The 17,311-nt window shown below is 71.4% G+C and carries 17 protein-coding genes and 2 pseudogenes; 9 read left to right on the top strand and 10 right to left on the bottom strand.

The window, feature by feature from the left end; genetic code table 11:
* Positions 1-5: 5 nt before the first annotated feature.
* Positions 6-617 (bottom strand): flavin reductase family protein, encoded by a 612-nt coding sequence (locus BO39_RS19750; RefSeq protein ID WP_043836654.1) that lies wholly within the window; start codon positions 615-617, stop codon positions 6-8.
* 220 nt (positions 618-837) lie between these two features.
* On the opposite strand from BO39_RS19750, the gene BO39_RS19755 reads away from it, so the two are divergent.
* From BO39_RS19755 to BO39_RS19770, 4 genes are read left to right on the top strand one after another with little or no spacing between them, the layout of a single operon-like run.
* Positions 838-2,049 carry an ABC transporter substrate-binding protein gene (locus BO39_RS19755; protein WP_043836656.1) on the top strand — a complete coding sequence of 404 codons (1,212 nt, stop codon included), beginning with the start codon at positions 838-840 and terminating at the stop codon, positions 2,047-2,049.
* A gap of 16 nt (positions 2,050-2,065) precedes the next feature.
* Entirely contained in the window at positions 2,066-3,907 is a 1,842-nt protein-coding gene (locus BO39_RS19760) for an ABC transporter permease (protein ID WP_043836658.1), read from the top strand.
* Positions 3,904-4,656, top strand: coding sequence for an ABC transporter ATP-binding protein (locus tag BO39_RS19765; RefSeq protein WP_043836660.1), 753 nt, complete (start codon positions 3,904-3,906; stop codon positions 4,654-4,656). The genes BO39_RS19760 and BO39_RS19765 overlap by 4 nt, the downstream gene beginning before the upstream one ends.
* A complete protein-coding gene (locus BO39_RS19770) occupies positions 4,656-5,357 on the top strand; it encodes an ABC transporter ATP-binding protein (RefSeq protein WP_043836662.1) in 702 nt (233 codons plus the stop codon). Before BO39_RS19765 ends, BO39_RS19770 begins: the two co-directional genes overlap by 1 nt.
* A gap of 1 nt (position 5,358) precedes the next feature.
* Here the strand turns inward: BO39_RS19770 and BO39_RS19775 are convergent, their stop codons facing one another.
* The 8 genes from BO39_RS19775 to BO39_RS19805 all read right to left on the bottom strand — a co-directional run bounded on the left by BO39_RS19775 (position 5,359) and on the right by BO39_RS19805 (position 12,005).
* On the bottom strand, positions 5,359-6,366 hold the full coding sequence (locus BO39_RS19775) for an alpha/beta fold hydrolase (RefSeq protein WP_043836664.1): 1,008 nt from the start codon (positions 6,364-6,366) through the stop codon (positions 5,359-5,361).
* A gap of 62 nt (positions 6,367-6,428) precedes the next feature.
* Positions 6,429-7,415 carry a Bug family tripartite tricarboxylate transporter substrate binding protein gene (locus BO39_RS19780; RefSeq protein WP_245615280.1) on the bottom strand — a complete coding sequence of 329 codons (987 nt, stop codon included), beginning with the start codon at positions 7,413-7,415 and terminating at the stop codon, positions 6,429-6,431.
* A gap of 67 nt (positions 7,416-7,482) precedes the next feature.
* Positions 7,483-7,647 carry a hypothetical protein gene (locus tag BO39_RS33680; RefSeq protein WP_169742793.1) on the bottom strand — a complete coding sequence of 55 codons (165 nt, stop codon included), beginning with the start codon at positions 7,645-7,647 and terminating at the stop codon, positions 7,483-7,485.
* Positions 7,648-7,704: 57 nt separating this feature from the next.
* Positions 7,705-8,748: a sulfate/molybdate ABC transporter ATP-binding protein gene (locus BO39_RS19785; protein WP_043836669.1), complete on the bottom strand. Its 1,044-nt coding sequence runs from the start codon at positions 8,746-8,748 to the stop codon at positions 7,705-7,707.
* Positions 8,745-9,602 carry a sulfate ABC transporter permease subunit CysW gene (gene cysW / locus BO39_RS19790; protein WP_043836671.1) on the bottom strand — a complete coding sequence of 286 codons (858 nt, stop codon included), beginning with the start codon at positions 9,600-9,602 and terminating at the stop codon, positions 8,745-8,747. Before cysW ends, BO39_RS19785 begins: the two co-directional genes overlap by 4 nt.
* 10 nt (positions 9,603-9,612) lie before the next feature.
* Positions 9,613-10,461 (bottom strand): sulfate ABC transporter permease subunit CysT, encoded by an 849-nt coding sequence (gene cysT / locus BO39_RS19795; protein ID WP_043836674.1) that lies wholly within the window; start codon positions 10,459-10,461, stop codon positions 9,613-9,615.
* A complete protein-coding gene (locus BO39_RS19800; protein ID WP_043836705.1) occupies positions 10,458-11,462 on the bottom strand; it encodes a sulfate ABC transporter substrate-binding protein in 1,005 nt (334 codons plus the stop codon). The genes cysT and BO39_RS19800 overlap by 4 nt, the downstream gene beginning before the upstream one ends.
* A 108-nt stretch (positions 11,463-11,570) precedes the next feature.
* Positions 11,571-12,005, bottom strand: coding sequence for a nucleoside deaminase (locus BO39_RS19805; protein WP_052402337.1), 435 nt, complete (start codon positions 12,003-12,005; stop codon positions 11,571-11,573).
* An 83-nt stretch (positions 12,006-12,088) separates the two neighbouring features.
* Here BO39_RS19805 and BO39_RS19810 point away from each other — a divergent pair, with 83 nt between their 5' ends.
* From BO39_RS19810 to BO39_RS19825, 4 genes and pseudogenes are all read left to right on the top strand, one after another.
* The gene (locus BO39_RS19810) at positions 12,089-12,829 is read left to right on the top strand and encodes a gamma-glutamyl-gamma-aminobutyrate hydrolase family protein (RefSeq protein WP_043836678.1); all 741 of its coding nucleotides are present in this window, start codon (positions 12,089-12,091) and stop codon (positions 12,827-12,829) included.
* Positions 12,826-13,710, top strand: coding sequence for a pseudouridine synthase (locus BO39_RS19815; RefSeq protein ID WP_052402335.1), 885 nt, complete (start codon positions 12,826-12,828; stop codon positions 13,708-13,710). Before BO39_RS19810 ends, BO39_RS19815 begins: the two co-directional genes overlap by 4 nt.
* 39 nt (positions 13,711-13,749) lie before the next feature.
* Positions 13,750-14,310: pseudogene (gene rsmD, locus BO39_RS19820) on the top strand (16S rRNA (guanine(966)-N(2))-methyltransferase RsmD); the annotation flags it as partial.
* Between the two features lie 415 nt (positions 14,311-14,725).
* On the top strand, positions 14,726-15,022 hold the full coding sequence (locus BO39_RS19825; protein WP_043836682.1) for a hypothetical protein: 297 nt from the start codon (positions 14,726-14,728) through the stop codon (positions 15,020-15,022).
* A gap of 76 nt (positions 15,023-15,098) precedes the next feature.
* Here the strand turns inward: BO39_RS19825 and BO39_RS19830 are convergent, their stop codons facing one another.
* Positions 15,099-16,037 carry a L,D-transpeptidase family protein gene (locus tag BO39_RS19830; RefSeq protein ID WP_084698280.1) on the bottom strand — a complete coding sequence of 313 codons (939 nt, stop codon included), beginning with the start codon at positions 16,035-16,037 and terminating at the stop codon, positions 15,099-15,101.
* 555 nt (positions 16,038-16,592) lie between these two features.
* On the opposite strand from BO39_RS19830, the pseudogene BO39_RS19835 reads away from it, so the two are divergent.
* Positions 16,593-17,311 (top strand): annotated as a pseudogene (locus BO39_RS19835) (beta strand repeat-containing protein); the annotation flags it as partial.

Raw genomic sequence — 17,311 nt, forward strand, 5'->3', positions numbered from 1 at the left:
CGGCCTCAGGCCCGGGGGCGGAACATCTCAAACATCTCCCCCATCTCCGCGTAGTCGCCGCGATAGCCGCACCGGCCGATGGGGCGGGCGGCGCGAAGGTCGAAGATGCCGTCCACGAGATAGGCGCGGTCGATATGCACGCCGACGACCTGGCCGAGCACGAGATGCGTGTCCACCTCCCGCCCCTCGAGGTCGCGGAGGGGCACGATTTGCAGCAGGCGGCATTCGAGCGCGGCCGGCGTGTCCGCGACCCGCGGCGGCCGCACGAGGCGGGAGGGGGCGGCCTCGATGCCCGCGTGCTCCATCTCCGACACGCCGTGGGGCAGGGGGGCGCTGCAGCGGTTCATCACCTCCGCCAGCGGGCGGGTGGCGAGGTTGCAGACGAACTCGCCGGTGGCCTCGATGTTGCGCAGGCTGTCCTTCCGCCCCTCGCTGGCGAAGCCGACGATGGGTGGGTTCGAGTTGAAGGCGTTGTAGAAGCTGTAGGGAGCGAGGTTCACCCGGCCCTCGGTGTCCACCGTGCTGATCCAGCCGATGGGCCGCGGGGCCACGATCGCCTTGAAGGGGTCGTGCGGCAGGCCGTGGCCGAGGCGGGTCTCGTAGAAATGGGTGCTCATCGGCCTCTCGGGGTGCTGCATGGGGAAGCGGCGCGACGCGCCCGGCCGGGCACGGAGATTGCTACCCTTCCGCCGTTCCCGTAACCCTAACGCTCCCTGGGCGCGGCGGGAAAGGTGGGCGCCGCGCCGTCCGTGGCGCGGAACGGCACCCCGCCGCGGGTGCTCGTGCCGGGGGCCGGGCAGCACCACCTGGGGCGTGACCAGAAGCGGGAGTAGCACGATGGAAGTGACACGGCGCCTTGTCCTCGGCGCTTCCGGCGCACTCGCGATGCCGGGGCTGCTGCGTGCCCAGGGCGGCACCCCGATCCGCATCGGGGAGATCAACAGCTACACCGCCCAGCCGGCCTTCACCCTGCCCTACCGCAACGCGATGCAACTCGCGGTGGAGGAGACCAACGCCCGCGGCGGCGTGCTGGGCCGCCCGCTGGAGCTGATCACCCGCGACGACGCCGGCCGCCCGCAGGACGCCGTGCGCCTGGCGGGGGAACTGGTGAACGACCTGAAGGTGGACGTGCTGGCCGGCGCCTACCTTTCGAATGTCGGCCTCGCGCTCGGCGAATACGCGGCCCAGAACAAGCGCCTCTACGTCGCGGGGGAGCCGCTGACGGACGCGATGGTCTGGGAAAGGGGCAACCGCTACACCTTCCGCCTGCGCCCGAGCACCTACATGCAGGCCTCTATCCTCGCGGAGGAAGCGGCCAAGCTGCCGGCGAAGCGTTGGGTCACGGTCTCGCCCAACTACGAGTTCGGCCAATCCGCGGTGAAGTGGTTCCGCCAACTGCTGAGCGCCCGCCGCCCGGACGTTCAGTTCGTCGGCGAGCAGTGGCCGGCGCTGGGCCGCGTCGATGCCGGGGCCACCGTGCAGGCGCTGGAGGGGATGCGGCCGGACGGCATCCTGAACGTGCTCTTCGGCACAGACCTGACGAACTTCGTGCGCCAGGGCAACACGCGCGGGCTGTTCGAGCGCCGCACCGTCGTCTCGCTGCTGACCGGCGAACCCGAATACCTGGACCCGCTCGGCGACGAGGCACCGGAGGGCTGGATCGTCACCGGCTATCCTGGCGAGGCGATCGACACCCCCGCGCACAAGGCCTTCGCGGGCGCCTATCGCGCGAAGTTCAACGCGAAGCCGATGTGCGGCTCGCTGGTGGGATACGCCCTCATCAACTCCATCGCCGCCGGCATCGCCAAGGCCGGCTCGGTCGAGGTGGAGAGGATGGTGGAAGGCTTCCGCGGCGCCCGCTTCGACACGCCCGCGGGTTCGGCCGAGTACCGCACCATCGACCAGCAGGGCACGCTCGGCGTCTATGTCGGCAAGACGGCGCTGCGCGGCAATGCCGGGGTGATGACGGACTGGCGCTACATCGACGGCAAGGACCTCCTGCCCTCGGACGAGGTGGTGCGCGGCCTGCGCCCGGCAGGCGCGAACTAGGGGGCAAGGCGAGCCCGTGAGCAGCATCCTGCCGCAACTGCTGACCGGGCTCGCCACCGCCTCGTCGCTCTTCCTTATTTCCGCCGGGCTGACGATCATCTTCGGCGTCAGCCGAATCGTGAACTTCTCCCACGGCAGCCTGATGATGCTCGGCGCCTATATCGGCTGGAGCATTCTGACGCGGCTGCCGCGCGAGCCCGAGTGGTTCGCGCTCGGCATCCTCGCGACGGCGCTCGCCACCGCCCTGATCGGCGTGGTGCTGGAGATGGCGGTGCTGCGCCGCGTCTATCGCTCGCCCGAGCTGTTCCAGCTGCTGGCCACCTTCGGCGTGGTGCTGATCATCCAGGACGTGACGCTCCTGCTCTGGGGCCCCACGGAGCTGCCGCTGCCGCGCCCGCGCTGGCTGCGCGGCTTCGTGGAGGTGGCGGGAAGCCGCTTTCCGCTCTACGACCTCGTGCTCATCGCCATCGGGCCCCTCGTGCTCGGGCTGCTCTGGCTCGCGCTCAACCGCACGCGCTGGGGCACGCTGGTGCGCGCGGCGACGCTCGACCGCGAGATGGTGGCGGCGCTCGGGGTGGACCAGCGGCGGCTCTTCACCTCCGTCTTCGCGCTCGGCGCGGGTCTGGCGGGGCTCGGGGGCGCGCTTTCGCTGCCGAATGCCTCGGCCAATCTCGGCATCGATCTTTCAGTCATCGCGGACGCCTTCGTGGTGGTGGTGGTGGGCGGCCTCGGCAGCCTGCCCGGCGCCTTCCTGGCGAGCGTGCTGATCGGCGTGCTGCAGGCCTTCGGCATCGTGCTGGTGCCGAAGATAACGCTCGTGCTCGTCTTCCTCGTCATGGCGGTGGTGCTCGTGTTCCGCCCCAACGGCTTGCTCGGCCGCCCGCAGACCGAGGCGCGGGAGGCGACCGTGGCCGCCCCCGTCGTGCGGCCGGCGCCGCCCGCACTGCGCCTGCTCGGCGCGGCGGCGCTGGCGCTAGCGGTGGCGGCGCCCTTCATCGTCGGCGGCTACTACCTCACGGTGCTGACGGATGCCTGCGTGGCCATCCTCTTCGCCGCCAGCCTGCACTTCATGATGGGGCCGGGCGGCATGGCGAGCTTCGGCCACGCCGCCTGGTTCGGCATCGGCGCCTATGCCGCGGGACTGCTGCTGCACTGGGCGGGGGCGCCGATGCCGCTCGGCCTGCTGGCTGCGCCGGTCGCGGCGGGGATCGTGTCGGGGCTGTTCGGCTGGTTCGTCGTGCGGCTCTCGGGCGTCTATCTCGCCATGCTGACGCTCGCCTTCGCGCAGATCGCCTGGGCCGTCTCCTTCCAGTGGGTGGAGGTGACCGGGGGCGACAACGGGCTGCTCGGCGTCTGGCCGCCGGACTGGGCGCGCGATCCGCGCCCCTACTACTGGATGGCGCTCGCGCTCTCGGTCGGCGTCGCGTTGCTGCTACGGCGCGCGCTCTACGCGCCCTACGGCTACGCGCTGCGGGCGGCGCGGGATTCGGCGCCGCGCGCCCGCGCCATCGGGCTGGACGTCGAGCGGCTGCGGATCGTGGCCCTGGTGATCGCGGGCGCCGCCTGCGGGCTGGGCGGCGCGATCTTCGCCTATGGCAAGGGCGGCGTCTTCCCGACCTACATCTCCATCCCGCACTCGGTGGAGGCGCTGCTGATGGTGCTGCTCGGCGGATTGCAGACGGTCGCCGGGCCCATCATCGGCGCGCTGGTCTATACAGGACTGGCCGATATCCTCGTGCGCTCCACCGATCTCTGGCGGCTGGTGCTCGGCGCGGTGATCGTGGTGCTGGTGGTCGCCTTCCCCGAGGGCATCGCGGGCGCCGTGCGCCGGCTTTGGCTGCGGGGCCGCGAGGCATGAGCGTTCTCTCCGTCCAGGGGTTGGGTAAATCCTTCGGTGGCGTGCGGGCGGTGTCAGACGTGTCCTTTTCCGTCGCGCCCGGCGAGATGCTGGCGCTGATCGGGCCGAACGGCGCGGGCAAGTCCACCCTGTTCAACATGGTGGGCGGGCAACTTCAGCCCGATGCGGGTTCCGTCACGCTGGGCGGCGCCACCATCAGCGGGCTCGGCCCCCGCGCCGTCGCGCGGCAGGGGGTGGGGCGCACCTTCCAGATCACCGCCACCTTCGGCTCGATGACGGTGCGCGAGAACGTGCAGATGGCGATCCTCTCGCACCGCCGGGAGATTTGGCGCTTCTGGCGTCCCGCCGCAGAGCGCTTCGGGGACGAGGCCGACGCGCTGCTCGCCCAGGTGGGGCTGGAGGTGCAGGCGGAGCGGGCGACGGGCGTGCTCGCCTATGGGGACCTCAAGCGGCTGGAACTGGCGGTGGCGCTCGGCAATGCGCCGAGGCTGCTGCTGATGGACGAGCCGACCGCCGGCATGGCGCCCGCCGAGCGCGTCGCCCTCATGCAACTCACCCGGCGCCTGGCGACGGAGCGCGGCATTGCCGTGCTCTTCACCGAGCACGACATGGACGTGGTCTTCGACGTGGCGGATCGCATCCTTGTCCTCGACCGCGGCGCGCTGATCGCCGAGGGCGACGGGCCCGCCATCCGCGCCAACCCCGCTGTGCGCGCGGTCTATCTCGGCACCGGGTCGGGGGGGCACTGATGCTCGCGGTCCACGGGCTGAACACGCATTACGGCCGCGCGCATATCCTGCAGGATATGGCGTTCGAGGTCGGCGCCGGGGAGGCGATGGTCCTGCTCGGCCGCAACGGCGCGGGCAAGAGCACGGCGATGAAGTCGATCATCGGCCTCGTGCAGCCGACCAGCGGGCGCATCCTCTTCGGCGGGCGCGACATCGCGGGGGAGGCGCCGCACCGCATCGCGCGCTCCGGCCTCGGCTACGTGCCGGAGGATCGGCGCGTCTTCGCGGACCTGACGGTGATGGAGAACCTCGAGGTCGGCCGCCAGCCGGCGCGCGAAGGCCTGCGCCCCTGGACGCCGGCGCGCCTCTTCGAGCTCTTTCCGAATCTCGGGCGGATGCGGGACCGTCCGGGCGGGCGGATGAGTGGCGGCGAGCAGCAGATGCTGACCATCGCCCGCACCCTCATGGGCAACCCGCGCCTCGTGCTGCTGGACGAGCCGAGCGAGGGGCTGGCCCCGGTGATCGTGCAGGCGATGGCCGAGGCGATCCTCGCCCTGAAGGCGGAGGGGCTGACCATCCTGCTGGCCGAGCAGAACTCCCACTTCGCCGAAGGCATCGCTGACCGCGCGACGGTGGTGGAGAAGGGCCGCGCCGTCTGGTCCGGCACCATGGCGGCGCTGCGGGCGGACGAGTCCGTGCGCGCGCAGTACCTGGCGCTGTGACCTAGTCCAGCCATTCCTCCACGCAGCGGCGGAGGAAGGCGGTGTCCTCGGGGTTGTCGGCGGGGTTGCCGGCGCGGTGGCCCCAGATGCTGGGAATGGGGCGCAGCGCGGCGCTCCGCAGATGCGGCAGCTCCGCCTCGTTGTCGGCCACGCGGAAATAAAGGTCCGTCGCGCCGGGGACGAGCATGACGCGCGCGGTGATGGCGCCGAGCGCCGCCGTCAGGTCGCCGCCAAAGACCGGATTGTCGCTGATGTCGCCTGCGTTCCAGCAGCGCATCTGCGCGAGCAGGTTGGCCGCCCGCTTCGCGTCGTAGCGTCGCTCCCAGGTCTGCAGGTAGGATTCGATGTCGGGCGTCGCCGGGCTCAGGTGCAGTCCAGCGCGGTAGAAGTCCTGGCTCATCGCCCAGCCCGCGTAGTTGCGGCCGAAGGCGCGCAGGGCCGCTACCGGCTGGTCGGAGAAGCTGCCGTCGCCCCTGTATTCCGGCGCCGCCTCCAGGATTGCCATCTGCGCGCGCAGGAAAACCTGATTGTGGACCGCCGTGCGCGCGCTGCCGCAGACGACGAAGGCGGCCTCCACCGCTTCCGGAAACAGCGCGGCCCAGTGATAGGCCTGCTGCGCGCCCATGGACCAGCCATAGACCGCCCGCAGCCGCTCGATCCCGAAGATCTCGCGCAGCAGGCGGCGCTGGGCATGGACGTTGTCGTAGGCGGTGACGAGCGCCGGGTAGTCCGGCGTCTCCGCGGGGGAGGAGGACACGCCGTTGCCGAACATATCCACCTGCACGACGAACCAGCGCGACGGGTCCAGCACGCCGGATGGACCGACGAGCCATTCCAGTTCCGCTGTCGTCGCGCCGTAACTCGTGGGATAGAGCACGACGTTGTCGCGCGCGGGGGAGAGCGTGCCGTGCGTGCGCCAGGCGAGCGTCGCGCCCGCGATGGTGCCGCCCTTGAGCACCGGGAGATCGCCAAGGGCGTGGCGCCCGCTGCTTTTGGGCCATTCAGTCATGCATCGTCTCCGGCTGTGCGGCGAGGTTCAACCGAAGCCGCGCCCCGCCGCAAGCCGCTGGCTTAGTCCAGCTTCAGGCCGATGCGCTTCACGATGTTGGTGTAAAGGCCGAACTCCCGGTCGAGGAAGGCGCGGGTGGAGGCCGGGCTGCTGTCCAGCACGGGGGTCGTGCCCGTGCTCTCCAGCCGCTCGCGCACGCGGGGCTCGGCCAGGGCGGTGTTGGCGGCCTTGCTCAGGGACTGCGCCACCTCGTCGGGCAGATCCTTCGGGCCGACCATCACGGTCCAGGTCGTCAGCTCGTAATCCGGCAGCACGGCCTCGGCCACCGTCGGCACCGAGGGGAAGTTCGCGTCGCGCGTGCGCGTGGTGACCGCCAGCAGCCGCAGCGCCCCGTCCCGCACCTGCCCCACGACGGAGCCGAGCTGGTCCACCGCGTAGAGCGTCTCGCCCTTGATAAGCGATTCGGCGGTCTGGGAGCCGCCGCGATAGGGCACGTGCTGGGCGCTCGTCCCCGCGAGATTCGCCAGGTAGTCCGCGCCGAGATGCGACACCCCGCCGACGCCCGAACTCGCGTAGCCGATGCGCCCCGGCTCCGCGCGCAGCCGGTCCACCAGCTGGTTGATCGTCGTGATGCCCGAATTCGCCGGCACGACCACGCCGAGCGGGCTGGTGCCGACGATGGTGATGGGGGTGAAGTCGCCCGTCGGGTGATAGCGGGCCGAGGCGGCGCCGGAGGCGGGCGCGACGGCGAGGGTGGAGGCCGACCCCACCAGCAGCATGTACCCGTCCGGCCGCGCGCGGCGCACGTACTCGGCGCCCAGCGCGCTGCCGGCTCCCGGGCGGTTCTCCACCAGCGCCCGGCCCTCCGGGGAGAGCAGCGGCCCCAGCCGATCCGCGAGCAGCCGCCCCGCGAGGTCGTTCGCACCGCCGGGGGCGAAGGGGACGACGATGGTGATGGGGCGGTCCGGATAGGCGGCCAGGGCCGGGCGGGCGGACAGGATGGCTGCAAACGTGGCGGCCTGCGCGCCGAGGCGGCGTCGGGTGATCATGGGCATTTCTCCGCTCCGGCCTCTCAGGGCCGGTCGGGCGCCACTCTGCCCCGTGCGGCCTGCGCCGTCACGCGTCGCCGACGGTCACCGTCACCTCGCCCGTGCCCTCGCAGGTGGCGCAGGGCTTGCCGTCGATGCTGCCGGTGCCGCCGCAGGCCGGGCAGGTGTTCGGGGCGGTCTGGGAGGCGTCGTTACCCGTTTCGTCGCCGGGGCGGGGGGGCTGGTCGGACATGGGATCCTCCTGGGGCTGCGGACTGAACGCTGCCCAACAGGGGCCGTTGCCGCCGCTTCAGCCCGCCCGCGCCCGGCTGCCGTCCGCCGAAAAGACATGCGCGCCGCTGAGCGAGAGAAGGCAGGAATCCCCACGGGCGAAGTGCTCGCCCGGCGCGGCGACGGCGTCCAGCACGGCGGCGCCGGCCCCCACCACCAGCCGCGCAGGGCCTTCCACCTCATCCCGCACCAGGCGCACCTGCGCCTCGCCGGCGCCGCGGCGGGCCACCATCTCGCCCGGCCGCGTGAAGGCGGTGGCCGGGCCATCCGGCAGCGCGGCGGCGATGGGCGCGATGGGCAGGGGGTCGAAGCGCACCACGCCGTCCCTCACCGCGCAGGGCAGGCGCGCGGCGTCGCCCACGAAGCCCGCGACGAAGGCCGTGGCCGGCTCGCGGAGCAGCGCCGCCGCGGTATCGACCTGCACCACGCGCCCGCGCTCCATCACCGCCACGCGGTCGGCCATCTCCATGGCCTCCTCCTGGTCGTGGGTGACGAGGACGCTGGTGATGCCGAGGCCGTCATGCAGCCCGCGCAGCCAGCGCCGCACCTCCTTGCGCACGAGGGCGTCGAGCGCGCCGAAGGGCTCGTCCAGCAGCAGCAGGCGCGGCTCGATCGCGAGCGCCCGGGCCAGGGCCACGCGCTGCCGCTGCCCGCCCGAGATCTGCTCGGGGTAGCGCCGCTCCAGCTCCGGCACCTGCACCAGTTCCAGCAGGCGGCGGACGCGCTGCGCGATCTCGGCGGCGGGCGGCCGCTGGCGCCGCACGCGCAGCCCGAAGGCGACGTTGTCGAAGACGGTCATGTGCCGGAACAGCGCGTAGTGCTGGAAGACGACGCCGATCCCGCGCTCGCGCGCCGGCACGCCCGCCATGTCGCGGCCCGCGATGTGCAGCGTGCCGGAATCGGTGCCCTCCAGCCCCGCCAGCACCCTGAGCAGCGTCGTCTTGCCCGAGCCGGAGGGGCCGAGCAGCGCGACGAACTCCCCTTCCGCGACCGAGAGCGAGACGCCATCGAGCGCGGCGAGGTTCCCGAAGCGGCGCGTCACGCCGCGTACCTCGACGGTCAAGCGGCATCCCCCGCGTGCAGCCCGGCCCGGCGACCCGCCGCGCGCTCGAGGAGCGCCTTCGCCGCCAGCGTCACCAGCCCGAGCAGCGCGAGCAGGGCGGCGACGGCGAAGGCGCCGGCAAACTGGTACTCGTTGTAGAGGATCTCGACATGTAGCGGCACCGTGTTGGTCTCTCCCCGGATATGGCCGGACACGACCGACACTGCGCCGAACTCCCCCATCGCGCGGGCGTTGCACAGCAGCACGCCCGCCAGCAGCGCCCAGCGCACGCCGGGCAGCGTCACCATCAGGAAGGTCTGCAGCCCGCCCGCGCCGAGCGTCGCGGCCGCTTCCTCCTCGTCGCGCCCCTGCTCGGCCATCAGCGGCATCACCGTGCGGGCGACGAAGGGGAAGGTGACGAAGAGCGTCGCCAGCACGAGGCCCGGCAGGGCGAAAATGATCTGGATGTCGCGCGCTTCCAGCCAGGGGCCGAACCAGCCGCGCGCGCCGAACATCAGCACGAAGGACAGCCCGGCGATCACCGGGGATACGGAGAAGGGCAGGTCGATCAGCGCGGTCAGCAGCCGCTTGCCCGGGAAGTCGAACTTGGCGACGCACCAGGCCGCGGCGAGCCCGCCGACAAGGTTCACCGGCACGGTGATGGCGGCCACGATCAGCGTCAGCCGGATGGCCGCCAGCGTGTCGGGCTCGGCCAGCGCCTCCAGCGCCACCGGCAGGCCGCGCCGCAGCGCCTCGACGAAGACGGCGGCGAGCGGCAGCGCGAGGAGGAGGAGCGCGACGAGGATCGCGGCCCCCGCGACGAGCCGGCGCGCCAGGGGCGAATCCTGCGTCGCCGGGCGGAAGGTCTCCCTCATCGGCGTTCCCTCATCGGCGGCCCCGCCGAAGCCGGCGCTGCACCAGCTCGATCGCAAGCAGCAGAAGGAAGGAGAGGACGAGCATCGCGAGCCCCACCGCCGCGGCGCCCGCGTAGTCGTACTGTTCCAGCCGGATGACGATCAGCAGCGGCGCGATTTCCGTCAGCATGGGCAGGTTGCCCGCGATGAAGATGACACTGCCATATTCCCCGACCGAACGCGCGAAGGCGAGGGAGAAGCCCGTGAGCAGCGCGGGCAGCAGCCCTGGCAGCACCACGCGCAGCACGGTCTGCGCCCGGGTGGCGCCCAGCGTCGCTGCCGCCTCCTCCGCCTCGGCTGCCATGTCGCGCAGCACAGGCTCCACGGTGCGGACGATAAAGGGCAGGCTGACGAACATCAGCGCGAGCACGACGCCCGCGCGGGTAAAGGCGATCTTCCAGCCGAAGAGCTCGGCCAGCGGCCCGCCGACCCAGCCGTTCGGCGCCGCGATCGCCGTCAGCGCGATGCCGGCGACCGCCGTGGGCAGAGCGAAGGGCAGGTCCAGCGCCGCGTCGAGGATCCCCCGTCCCGGGAAGCGCAGCCGCACCACGGCCCAGGCCAGCAGCAGCCCCAGCGGAAGGTTCAGCAGCGCCGCCAGCAGCGCCGCGCCGAAGGAGAGCCCCAGCGCCGCGACCACCCGCTCCTCGCTCAGCGAGGCGATCAGCCCGGCCGGCCCGAGCTCCAGCGGCCGCAGCGCCAGCGCCGCCAGCGGAATGAGCACGATGACGGCGAGCCAGAGAAGGGTGACCGCGAGGGTCGCGCGGAAGCCCGGGATGGCCCGGGCCCGCGCGCCGCGGCCCGCGGGAAGCGATGCGCTCACCGTGCCGCCCGCATCACGCGGTCGAAGCTGCCGCCATCGGCGAAATGGGCCGCCTGCGCCTTCGCCCATCCGCCGAAGCGGTCGTCCACCGTCACGAGCTCCATCGCCGGGAAGCGCGCGGCATTGGCGGCCAGCACCGCCGGGTCGCGCGGGCGGTAGAAGTGCTTCGCGGCCAGCGCCTGCCCCTCGGGCGTGTAGAGGCCCTGGAGGTAAGCCTCCGCGACCTCGCGCGTGCCCCGCCGGTCCACGATGCGGTCCACCACCGCGACGGAGGGCTCGGCGAGGATGGTGACGGAGGGGAAGACCGTGTCGAACTTGTCCGCGCCGAATTCCTGGGTGGCCAGGTAGGCCTCGTTCTCCCAGGCCAGCAGCACGTCGCCGAGGCCGCGCTGGGCGAAGGTGGTGGTGGCCCCGCGCGCGCCGGTGTCCAGCACGGGCACGTTGCGGAAGAGCCGCGCCATGGCCTCCTCGGCCGCGCCGTCGTTCCCGCCGGGCTGGCGCAGCGCCCAGGCCCAGGCCGCGAGGTAGTTCCAGCGCGCCCCGCCGGAGGTCTTGGGGTTGGGCGTGATGACCGCGACCCCTGGCCGCAGCAGGTCTCCCCAGTCCTTCAGCCCCTTCGGATTTCCCTTCCGGACGAGGAAGACGATCGTGCTTGTATAGGGCGCGCTGTTGTGGGGCAGGCGGCCCATCCAGTCCTTCGAGAGCAGGCCGCGCTCCGCCACCTCGTCGATGTCGTAGGAGAGGGCGAGGGTCAGCACGTCCGCCTGCAGCCCGTCGATGACGGAGCGCGCCTGGCGCCCGGAACCCCCGTGGGAGGTGTTCACCCGCACCGCCTGCCCGCTGCGCGCGCGCCACGCGGCGGCGAACTGGGCATTGTAGTCGCGATAGAATTCCCGCGTCGGGTCGTAGGAGACATTGAGGAGGGTTGCCGCACCCTGGGCGAGGGCGGGCGCCGCCAGGGGCAGGGTCGCCGCACTCAGAAGGCTTCGTCGGGTGAGCATCGTCCTGTCCTCCTTGCCAAGCATTGGCGGCCGGGCCGATCCCGTCCAGCGCGCAGGGTAATTCACCGAACGATACGCAAGAAAAGAAAAATTCACGCTATGAAGAGGCTAATTTCGCCGCTCGGCGAAGAAACCCCGCAGCAGCGCCCCGGCCTCCGTCTCCCGCACCCCTCCCACAACCTCCGGTACATGGTGGCAGGACGGCGCGGCAAACACCCGCGCGCCGTGATCCACCCCGCCGCCCTTGGGGTCATAGGCCCCGAAGACCACCCGCCGCATCCGGAAGAAGGAGGCGGCCTGGGCGCACATGGGGCAGGGCTCAAGCGTCACCCACAGGGTGCAGTCGGCAAGCCATTTCGCGCCGCGCAGCGCGGTGGCCGCGCGCATGGCCAGGATTTCGGCGTGGGCGGAGGGGTCGCGACGGGCCTCAACCTCGTTCCCCGCGCGGGAGAGGGGCGCGCCCGCGGCATCCGTCACCACCGCCCCCACCGGCACCTCGCCGCGCGCGGCGGCGACCCGCGCTTCTTCCAGCGCCAGCGCCATGGGCGTGCCATCCGCCATCCAGACCTCCGCACCGCGTTACGAGCGCTTGTGGAGGCGCCCGTCGAGGCTCTACCAACCCCCTCATGACCGCACGACCCCTGATCGGCCTTACCCTCGATGCGGAAGAGCCGGGCGGCTATTCCAAGCTGCCCTGGTACGCCCTGCGGCGGAACTACTTCGGCGCCGTGGCCGAGGCCGGCGGGCTGCCGATTGCCCTGCCGCACCACGCCGCCCTGGCCGACGACTACCTGGACCGCCTGGACGGGCTGCTCGTCACCGGCGGTGCCTTCGACGTGGATCCCGCGCTGTATGGCGGCGGCCCGCGCCACGACACCGTCGTGCTGAAGGAGGGCCGCACGAACTTCGAGATCGCGGTGCTGCGCGGCGCGCTGCGGCGGAACATCCCCGTCCTCGGCATTTGCGGCGGCGAGCAGCTTCTGGCCGTCGCGCTCGGCGGCACCCTCATCCAGCACATCCCGGACGCGGTGCCGGACGCGCTGGCGCATGAGCAGCCCAACCCGCGCACGGAGCCCGGGCACGAGGTGGCGCTCACCCCCGGCACGCTGCTGTCCCGCATCGTCGGCGCGCCCTCGATGGCCGTGAACTCCTCCCATCACCAGGCGGTGGACCGGCCGGGGGAGGGGGCGATCGTGAACGCCCGCGCGCCGGACGGCGTGGTGGAGGGGCTGGAGCATCCCGGCTACCGCTTCTGCCTCGGCGTGCAGTGGCATCCCGAATACGCGGTGGACGCCCGAGATCAGGCTATTCTCGACGCCTTCGTCGAGGCCGCCCGCGGGACGGGCGCGCATCGGGCCGCGGCATGAGCGGGGAGGATCCTGGCGGCGGGCGCGGCGAGCGCATCGCCAAGTTCCTCGCCCGCGCCGGAATCGCCAGCCGGCGCGACGCCGAGGCGCTGATCGGCGAGGGCGCCGTCACCCTCAACGGGGCGGTGGTGGAGACCCCCGCCACCTTCGTCTCACCCGGCGATGCCGTCGCGGTGAATGGCCGCCCCGTGGGCGCGCCCGAGCCCACGCGCCTCTTCCGCTACCACAAGCCCGACGGGCTGGTAACGACGCACAAGGACCCGCAGGGGCGCCCGACGGTTTTCGAAAAGCTGCCCGCGGGCCTTCCGCGCCTCGTCTCCATCGGCCGCCTCGACCTGACGAGCGAGGGCCTGCTGCTGCTCACGAATGACGGCGCCCTCGCGCGGCGGCTGGAACTGCCCTCCAACGGCTGGCTGCGCCGCTACCGCGTGCGCGTCCATGGCCGCGTGAACGAGTCCGCGCTCGCCTGGCTCGCCCGCGGGGTCACGGTGGAAGGGGTGAAGTACGGCCCCATCCAGGCGGGGCTCGATAGCCGTCAGGGCACGAATGCCTGGCTGACCGTCTCCCTGCAGGAGGGGAAGAACCGCGAGATCCGGCGCGTGATGCAGCACCTCGAGCTGCACGTGACACGGCTGATCCGCGTCGCCTACGGCCCCTTCCAGCTCGGCACCCTGCCCACCGGCGCCGTGGAGGAGGTCAATGCCCGCACCATGCGCGAACAGCTCGGCGTCGGCGCCGCGCCCCGCATCCAGCGCGGCGTGGAGCGCACCGAATTGCCCCCGGACGACGCCGCCCCGCGCCGTGCCCGCCCGCCGCGCGCCCGCCGGGCCGGCGACCCCCACCGCACGCCCTGGGGCGGCAAGCCCCACACGGAGGGCTGATGGGCGGGCGCCGCGCGGTGCCGGCGGCATGAGGCGGGGGAGTTGAGGATCGTCGCCGGCCGCTGGCGGGGCCGCGCCCTCCAGGCCCCGGCCGGGGAAGGCACGCGCCCGACCGCGGACCGCGTGCGCCAGGCGCTGTTCGATTCGTTGTGGCACGCGCCTTGGGCCGGGCGGGCAGCGGTGGAGGGCGCCCAGGTGCTGGACGCCTTCGCCGGCACCGGGGCCCTGGGCCTCGAGGCGCTCTCCCGCGGGGCGGCGCGCGCGGTCTTCATGGAGCGGGATCGCGCCGCCCTGGCGGCGCTGCGCACCAATATCGAAGGGTTGGGGGCAACCGGGACCGCGCGGGTGATTGCTTGCGACGTGCTGCGCCCGCCCCGCCCCGAATTTCCCTGTGGACTCGTGTTCCTGGACCCGCCCTACGGCAAGGAGATGGGCCCGGCGGCGCTGGCGTCACTGCGGAGCGGCGGCTGGATCGCGCCGGCGGCTCTTATCTGCCTGGAAGTAGGGCGCAACGAGGCGCTGGCCCTGGGCGAGGGCTGGGAGGTCCTGGCCGAGCGGGAGCACGGGGCCGCCAAGATGCTTGCCTTGCGCGCATCCTGACCCCATCCTGCCGGTTCGCGTACCCGGCAAAAAAAGAGGCGGTACCCGAAGGTACCGCCGAGTTTAGGGAGGAAACGTCCAAGAAAACAGCCGCCCGGCCGTACCGGGCTGCTGCGGGAGGATCATGCGTCCATCCCGCCCAGGGCGCAAGCGGTTTTTGTGCGTCGCAGCAAATCCTCCTTATTGGATCGTGTGGCGCCGGCGGCATGCCTGCATCGGCCTGTCGGTGTCCGCAGCCTCAACGGGCATAGCCAGGGGTTTCGGCGCTGGAACCCGCCATTGGGGACCGCGAAGTGAACGGTCCTCAGCCGCTGCTCTCTATGACGTTATGTACGCGGATCGTTCTGAAAAGTTAGGTTGTATGGCTACAGGCAGAAGGCTTGGGCAGGTGCCATCGGGGTTCCAGGATGAACGCATGAGATCCGACGAGACCGAGATCCCTCTTGGAACGTCCCTTCCGGCGGATATGAACACGCGCCTACTCGTGTTGGAGATGACGATCGCCGCCGTGGCGGCCCGGTTGCCCCAGCCCGATTTCGAGGAGGTGGTGTCCATGCTCGTCTTCGTGGCGAAGAGTTCCGACGCCGCGAGGGCGGTCGAAGGGCCCGCCGCCGAGATGCCTTACCTCGATGCCGCCGAGCGCTGTGCCACCGCGATGCTCAACCGAATCGCGATCTCGCGGCGGACGGGAAGACCCCTCGGCAGGCACTGAGAAGCCGGACGGGACGCGGGGCGGTGGAGCCCTGCCGCCCGATGTGCCCGTGCCGGCCGGCACCTGGAATGAACCCTCACAGCGGGTTGTCCTCGGGGGCCGCGGCACGTGCCGGGGCATCCGCCTCGGCGGGCGTCTGGGCGAGAGGCCTGGCAACGCGGCGGTAGGCGGCGCGGCGGCTTCCCGGCGCGTCCAGCCCGTAGGGATCGCTATGGATCACCACCCGCCCCGCCGCATCCGGCCAGGCGGTGAGATAGGCGATGGCCACCGCGACCTCCGCTGCCGGGACGAGATCGATCGTTCGTCCGCTGGCCAGGGTTGCGGCGATGGTGGCCGGGGTTGTGCCCAGCATCCAGGCGGCAAGATCCCGGATTCGCTCCACGCGCACGCAGCCATGAGACAGGGCGCGATCCTGCCGGCCAAAGAGGCCGGGGCTGCTCGTCCCGTGCAGGAAGATGCCATCCGAATCGAGAAGGCCGATCCGGAGCGGGCCGAGCGGATTGGCGGGCCCTGGCGGCTGGACCAGGCGCCCGTTGACGACGCGGAACCCCACCGCCCCCGCCGCGCGGATCTCCGGCTCGATGCTGGCGGGCACATACCAGGGCGGGTTGCTGCGGACAGTGGTAACGAAGGTGGCCAGCTGCGGTGTCCGCGTGCGCGCCGCGCCGACGACGATTCGCGAGCGCAGGACCTCCCGCCCGGCGTCGTAGGCCACGAGTTCCGCCGCCGCGATGTTGACGAGCACGAGACGCCCCGCCCCCGTACCGGACCCTGGATCGCTGAGGCCAAGGTCGTCCAGCCGCTCCAGCGTGCGGTCCAGCGCTACGCGGCCGCGGGTATTGCCTGCCGGCACCGCCCCGCGCGCTCGCTGAAGCAGGGCGCGAGCATCGCCTACCAGTCCCGGCGCCGGTGGCGGCACGACCTGGCCAACCGCGCCTCGCGCGGAAACAAGGGTGGGCAGGGCCACGAGGGCGCTGAGAAGGTGTGGCGCTAAGGAGCGACGGGTCTGGTGCATGGAGGGCCGGGCTTGTGCGGCGTGACGGTAGCAGAGATCGACTTCTCCGGCGCGAGGATGGTGGGCTGGAGAGGCTTCCTGTAGCACCTTTGTCATTGCGAACTTGTCTCGAAAATTAAGAAATATTTCTTAGCGAAGATTTGCTGAGGAACCGTTCCTGTGAAGCGGGCAGGGCGCAACACGCCAGCTCGGGATGGATGGTGAGCCCAAGGTCAGAATACTTGACCGTTTCAAAACCAGCGAACCATCAAAAGCTGATGAAGGGACTGTGCCATGCGTCCTATCTAAAAAATAGAACATATCTCACGTGGTTGAACAAAATTTCCTGGTCGGCTGGGGTGGGTGGCTACGGGATGTGGCTCAGCCAGGCGGTTCTTTTTGCTAGATCGCAACTGTGGCGATATCGACATGAAAGCCACACCCCAGCCGCCAATCACGATCGCGTGAAAAAGCGGTTGATAAAAGCCTTCACGTTTCGGTGTTCACACGATTATGTGAGCCCGCCGGCCCGAGAGGCGGCAACTGGCCCCGGAACGGTCGAGAGAAGGCAGAAGCATGTCCCAGGTTGTTCTTCCCACCTTCGCGACGCTCGGCGCGGATGACGTCGTCGCCCTCAAGCTGCAGAACGCTGGCGTCGCCACCCTGCAGGGTGGGGTGACCACCTTCGGACAGGTTTTCGAGCAAGGGGACGTGCCCAAGGGAACCGGCCTCCTCGCGGAGATCGGCGGCAAGACCGTCGCCGTCCAGATGGACGTCAAGAGCACCTACCCGGACGGCTCGGCGAAGATGGTCGTGCTCTCCCTCGAGCGGCCCGACATCGCCGCCGGCACCTCCCTCGACGTGGTGCTCACCCACGGCACCATCTCGTCCGCGCCGGCCATCGACCTTGCCCAGGCGATCAGTGCGCATTCCTTCAAGGTGGACATGACGCCCGACGGCGGCGCGACCACCACCATCGACGTCCTCGCCGCGCTCAAGACGGCCCTTGCCAACGGCACCGCCTCCTTCTGGCAGAAGGGCGACCTGGCTGCCGAGGCGCGGGTCACCATCGACCTGCCGGGCTCGCAGCGGATGGTCTTCGACGTCACCGCCTACAAGGGCGGCGGCCTGTCGGTGGATGCGGGGTTCAACAACGACGACGCCATGCAGGCGACCGGCGGGCGGGGGAACTACACCCTCAAGGCCCAGCTCGACGGCCAGGTCGTCGCGAACGAGACCATCAGCCAGGGCCAGTACCAGAACTGGCACGAGAGCTTCACGACCGGCACCAGCGG

The sequence above is a fragment of the Roseomonas aerilata DSM 19363 genome, from assembly GCF_000711725.1.
Classification (GTDB): Bacteria; Pseudomonadota; Alphaproteobacteria; order Acetobacterales; family Acetobacteraceae; genus Roseomonas; species Roseomonas aerilata.

Bases quoted from the DNA above. Each gene is read 5' to 3' on its own strand.
- BO39_RS19750 (WP_043836654.1), bottom strand. From the start codon at position 617: ATGAGCACCCATTTCTACGAGACCCGCCTCGGCCACGGCCTGCCGCAC.
- BO39_RS19755 (WP_043836656.1), top strand. From the start codon at position 838: ATGGAAGTGACACGGCGCCTTGTCCTCGGCGCTTCCGGCGCACTCGCG.
- BO39_RS19765 (WP_043836660.1), top strand. From the start codon at position 3,904: ATGAGCGTTCTCTCCGTCCAGGGGTTGGGTAAATCCTTCGGTGGCGTG.
- BO39_RS19770 (WP_043836662.1), top strand. From the start codon at position 4,656: ATGCTCGCGGTCCACGGGCTGAACACGCATTACGGCCGCGCGCATATC.
- BO39_RS19775 (WP_043836664.1), bottom strand. From the start codon at position 6,366: ATGACTGAATGGCCCAAAAGCAGCGGGCGCCACGCCCTTGGCGATCTC.
- BO39_RS19780 (WP_245615280.1), bottom strand. From the start codon at position 7,415: ATGATCACCCGACGCCGCCTCGGCGCGCAGGCCGCCACGTTTGCAGCC.
- BO39_RS33680 (WP_169742793.1), bottom strand. From the start codon at position 7,647: ATGTCCGACCAGCCCCCCCGCCCCGGCGACGAAACGGGTAACGACGCC.
- cysW (WP_043836671.1), bottom strand. From the start codon at position 9,602: ATGAGGGAGACCTTCCGCCCGGCGACGCAGGATTCGCCCCTGGCGCGC.
- BO39_RS19800 (WP_043836705.1), bottom strand. From the start codon at position 11,462: ATGCTCACCCGACGAAGCCTTCTGAGTGCGGCGACCCTGCCCCTGGCG.
- BO39_RS19805 (WP_052402337.1), bottom strand. From the start codon at position 12,005: ATGGCGCTGGCGCTGGAAGAAGCGCGGGTCGCCGCCGCGCGCGGCGAG.
- BO39_RS19810 (WP_043836678.1), top strand. From the start codon at position 12,089: ATGACCGCACGACCCCTGATCGGCCTTACCCTCGATGCGGAAGAGCCG.
- BO39_RS19815 (WP_052402335.1), top strand. From the start codon at position 12,826: ATGAGCGGGGAGGATCCTGGCGGCGGGCGCGGCGAGCGCATCGCCAAG.
- BO39_RS19825 (WP_043836682.1), top strand. From the start codon at position 14,726: ATGAGATCCGACGAGACCGAGATCCCTCTTGGAACGTCCCTTCCGGCG.
- BO39_RS19830 (WP_084698280.1), bottom strand. From the start codon at position 16,037: ATGCACCAGACCCGTCGCTCCTTAGCGCCACACCTTCTCAGCGCCCTC.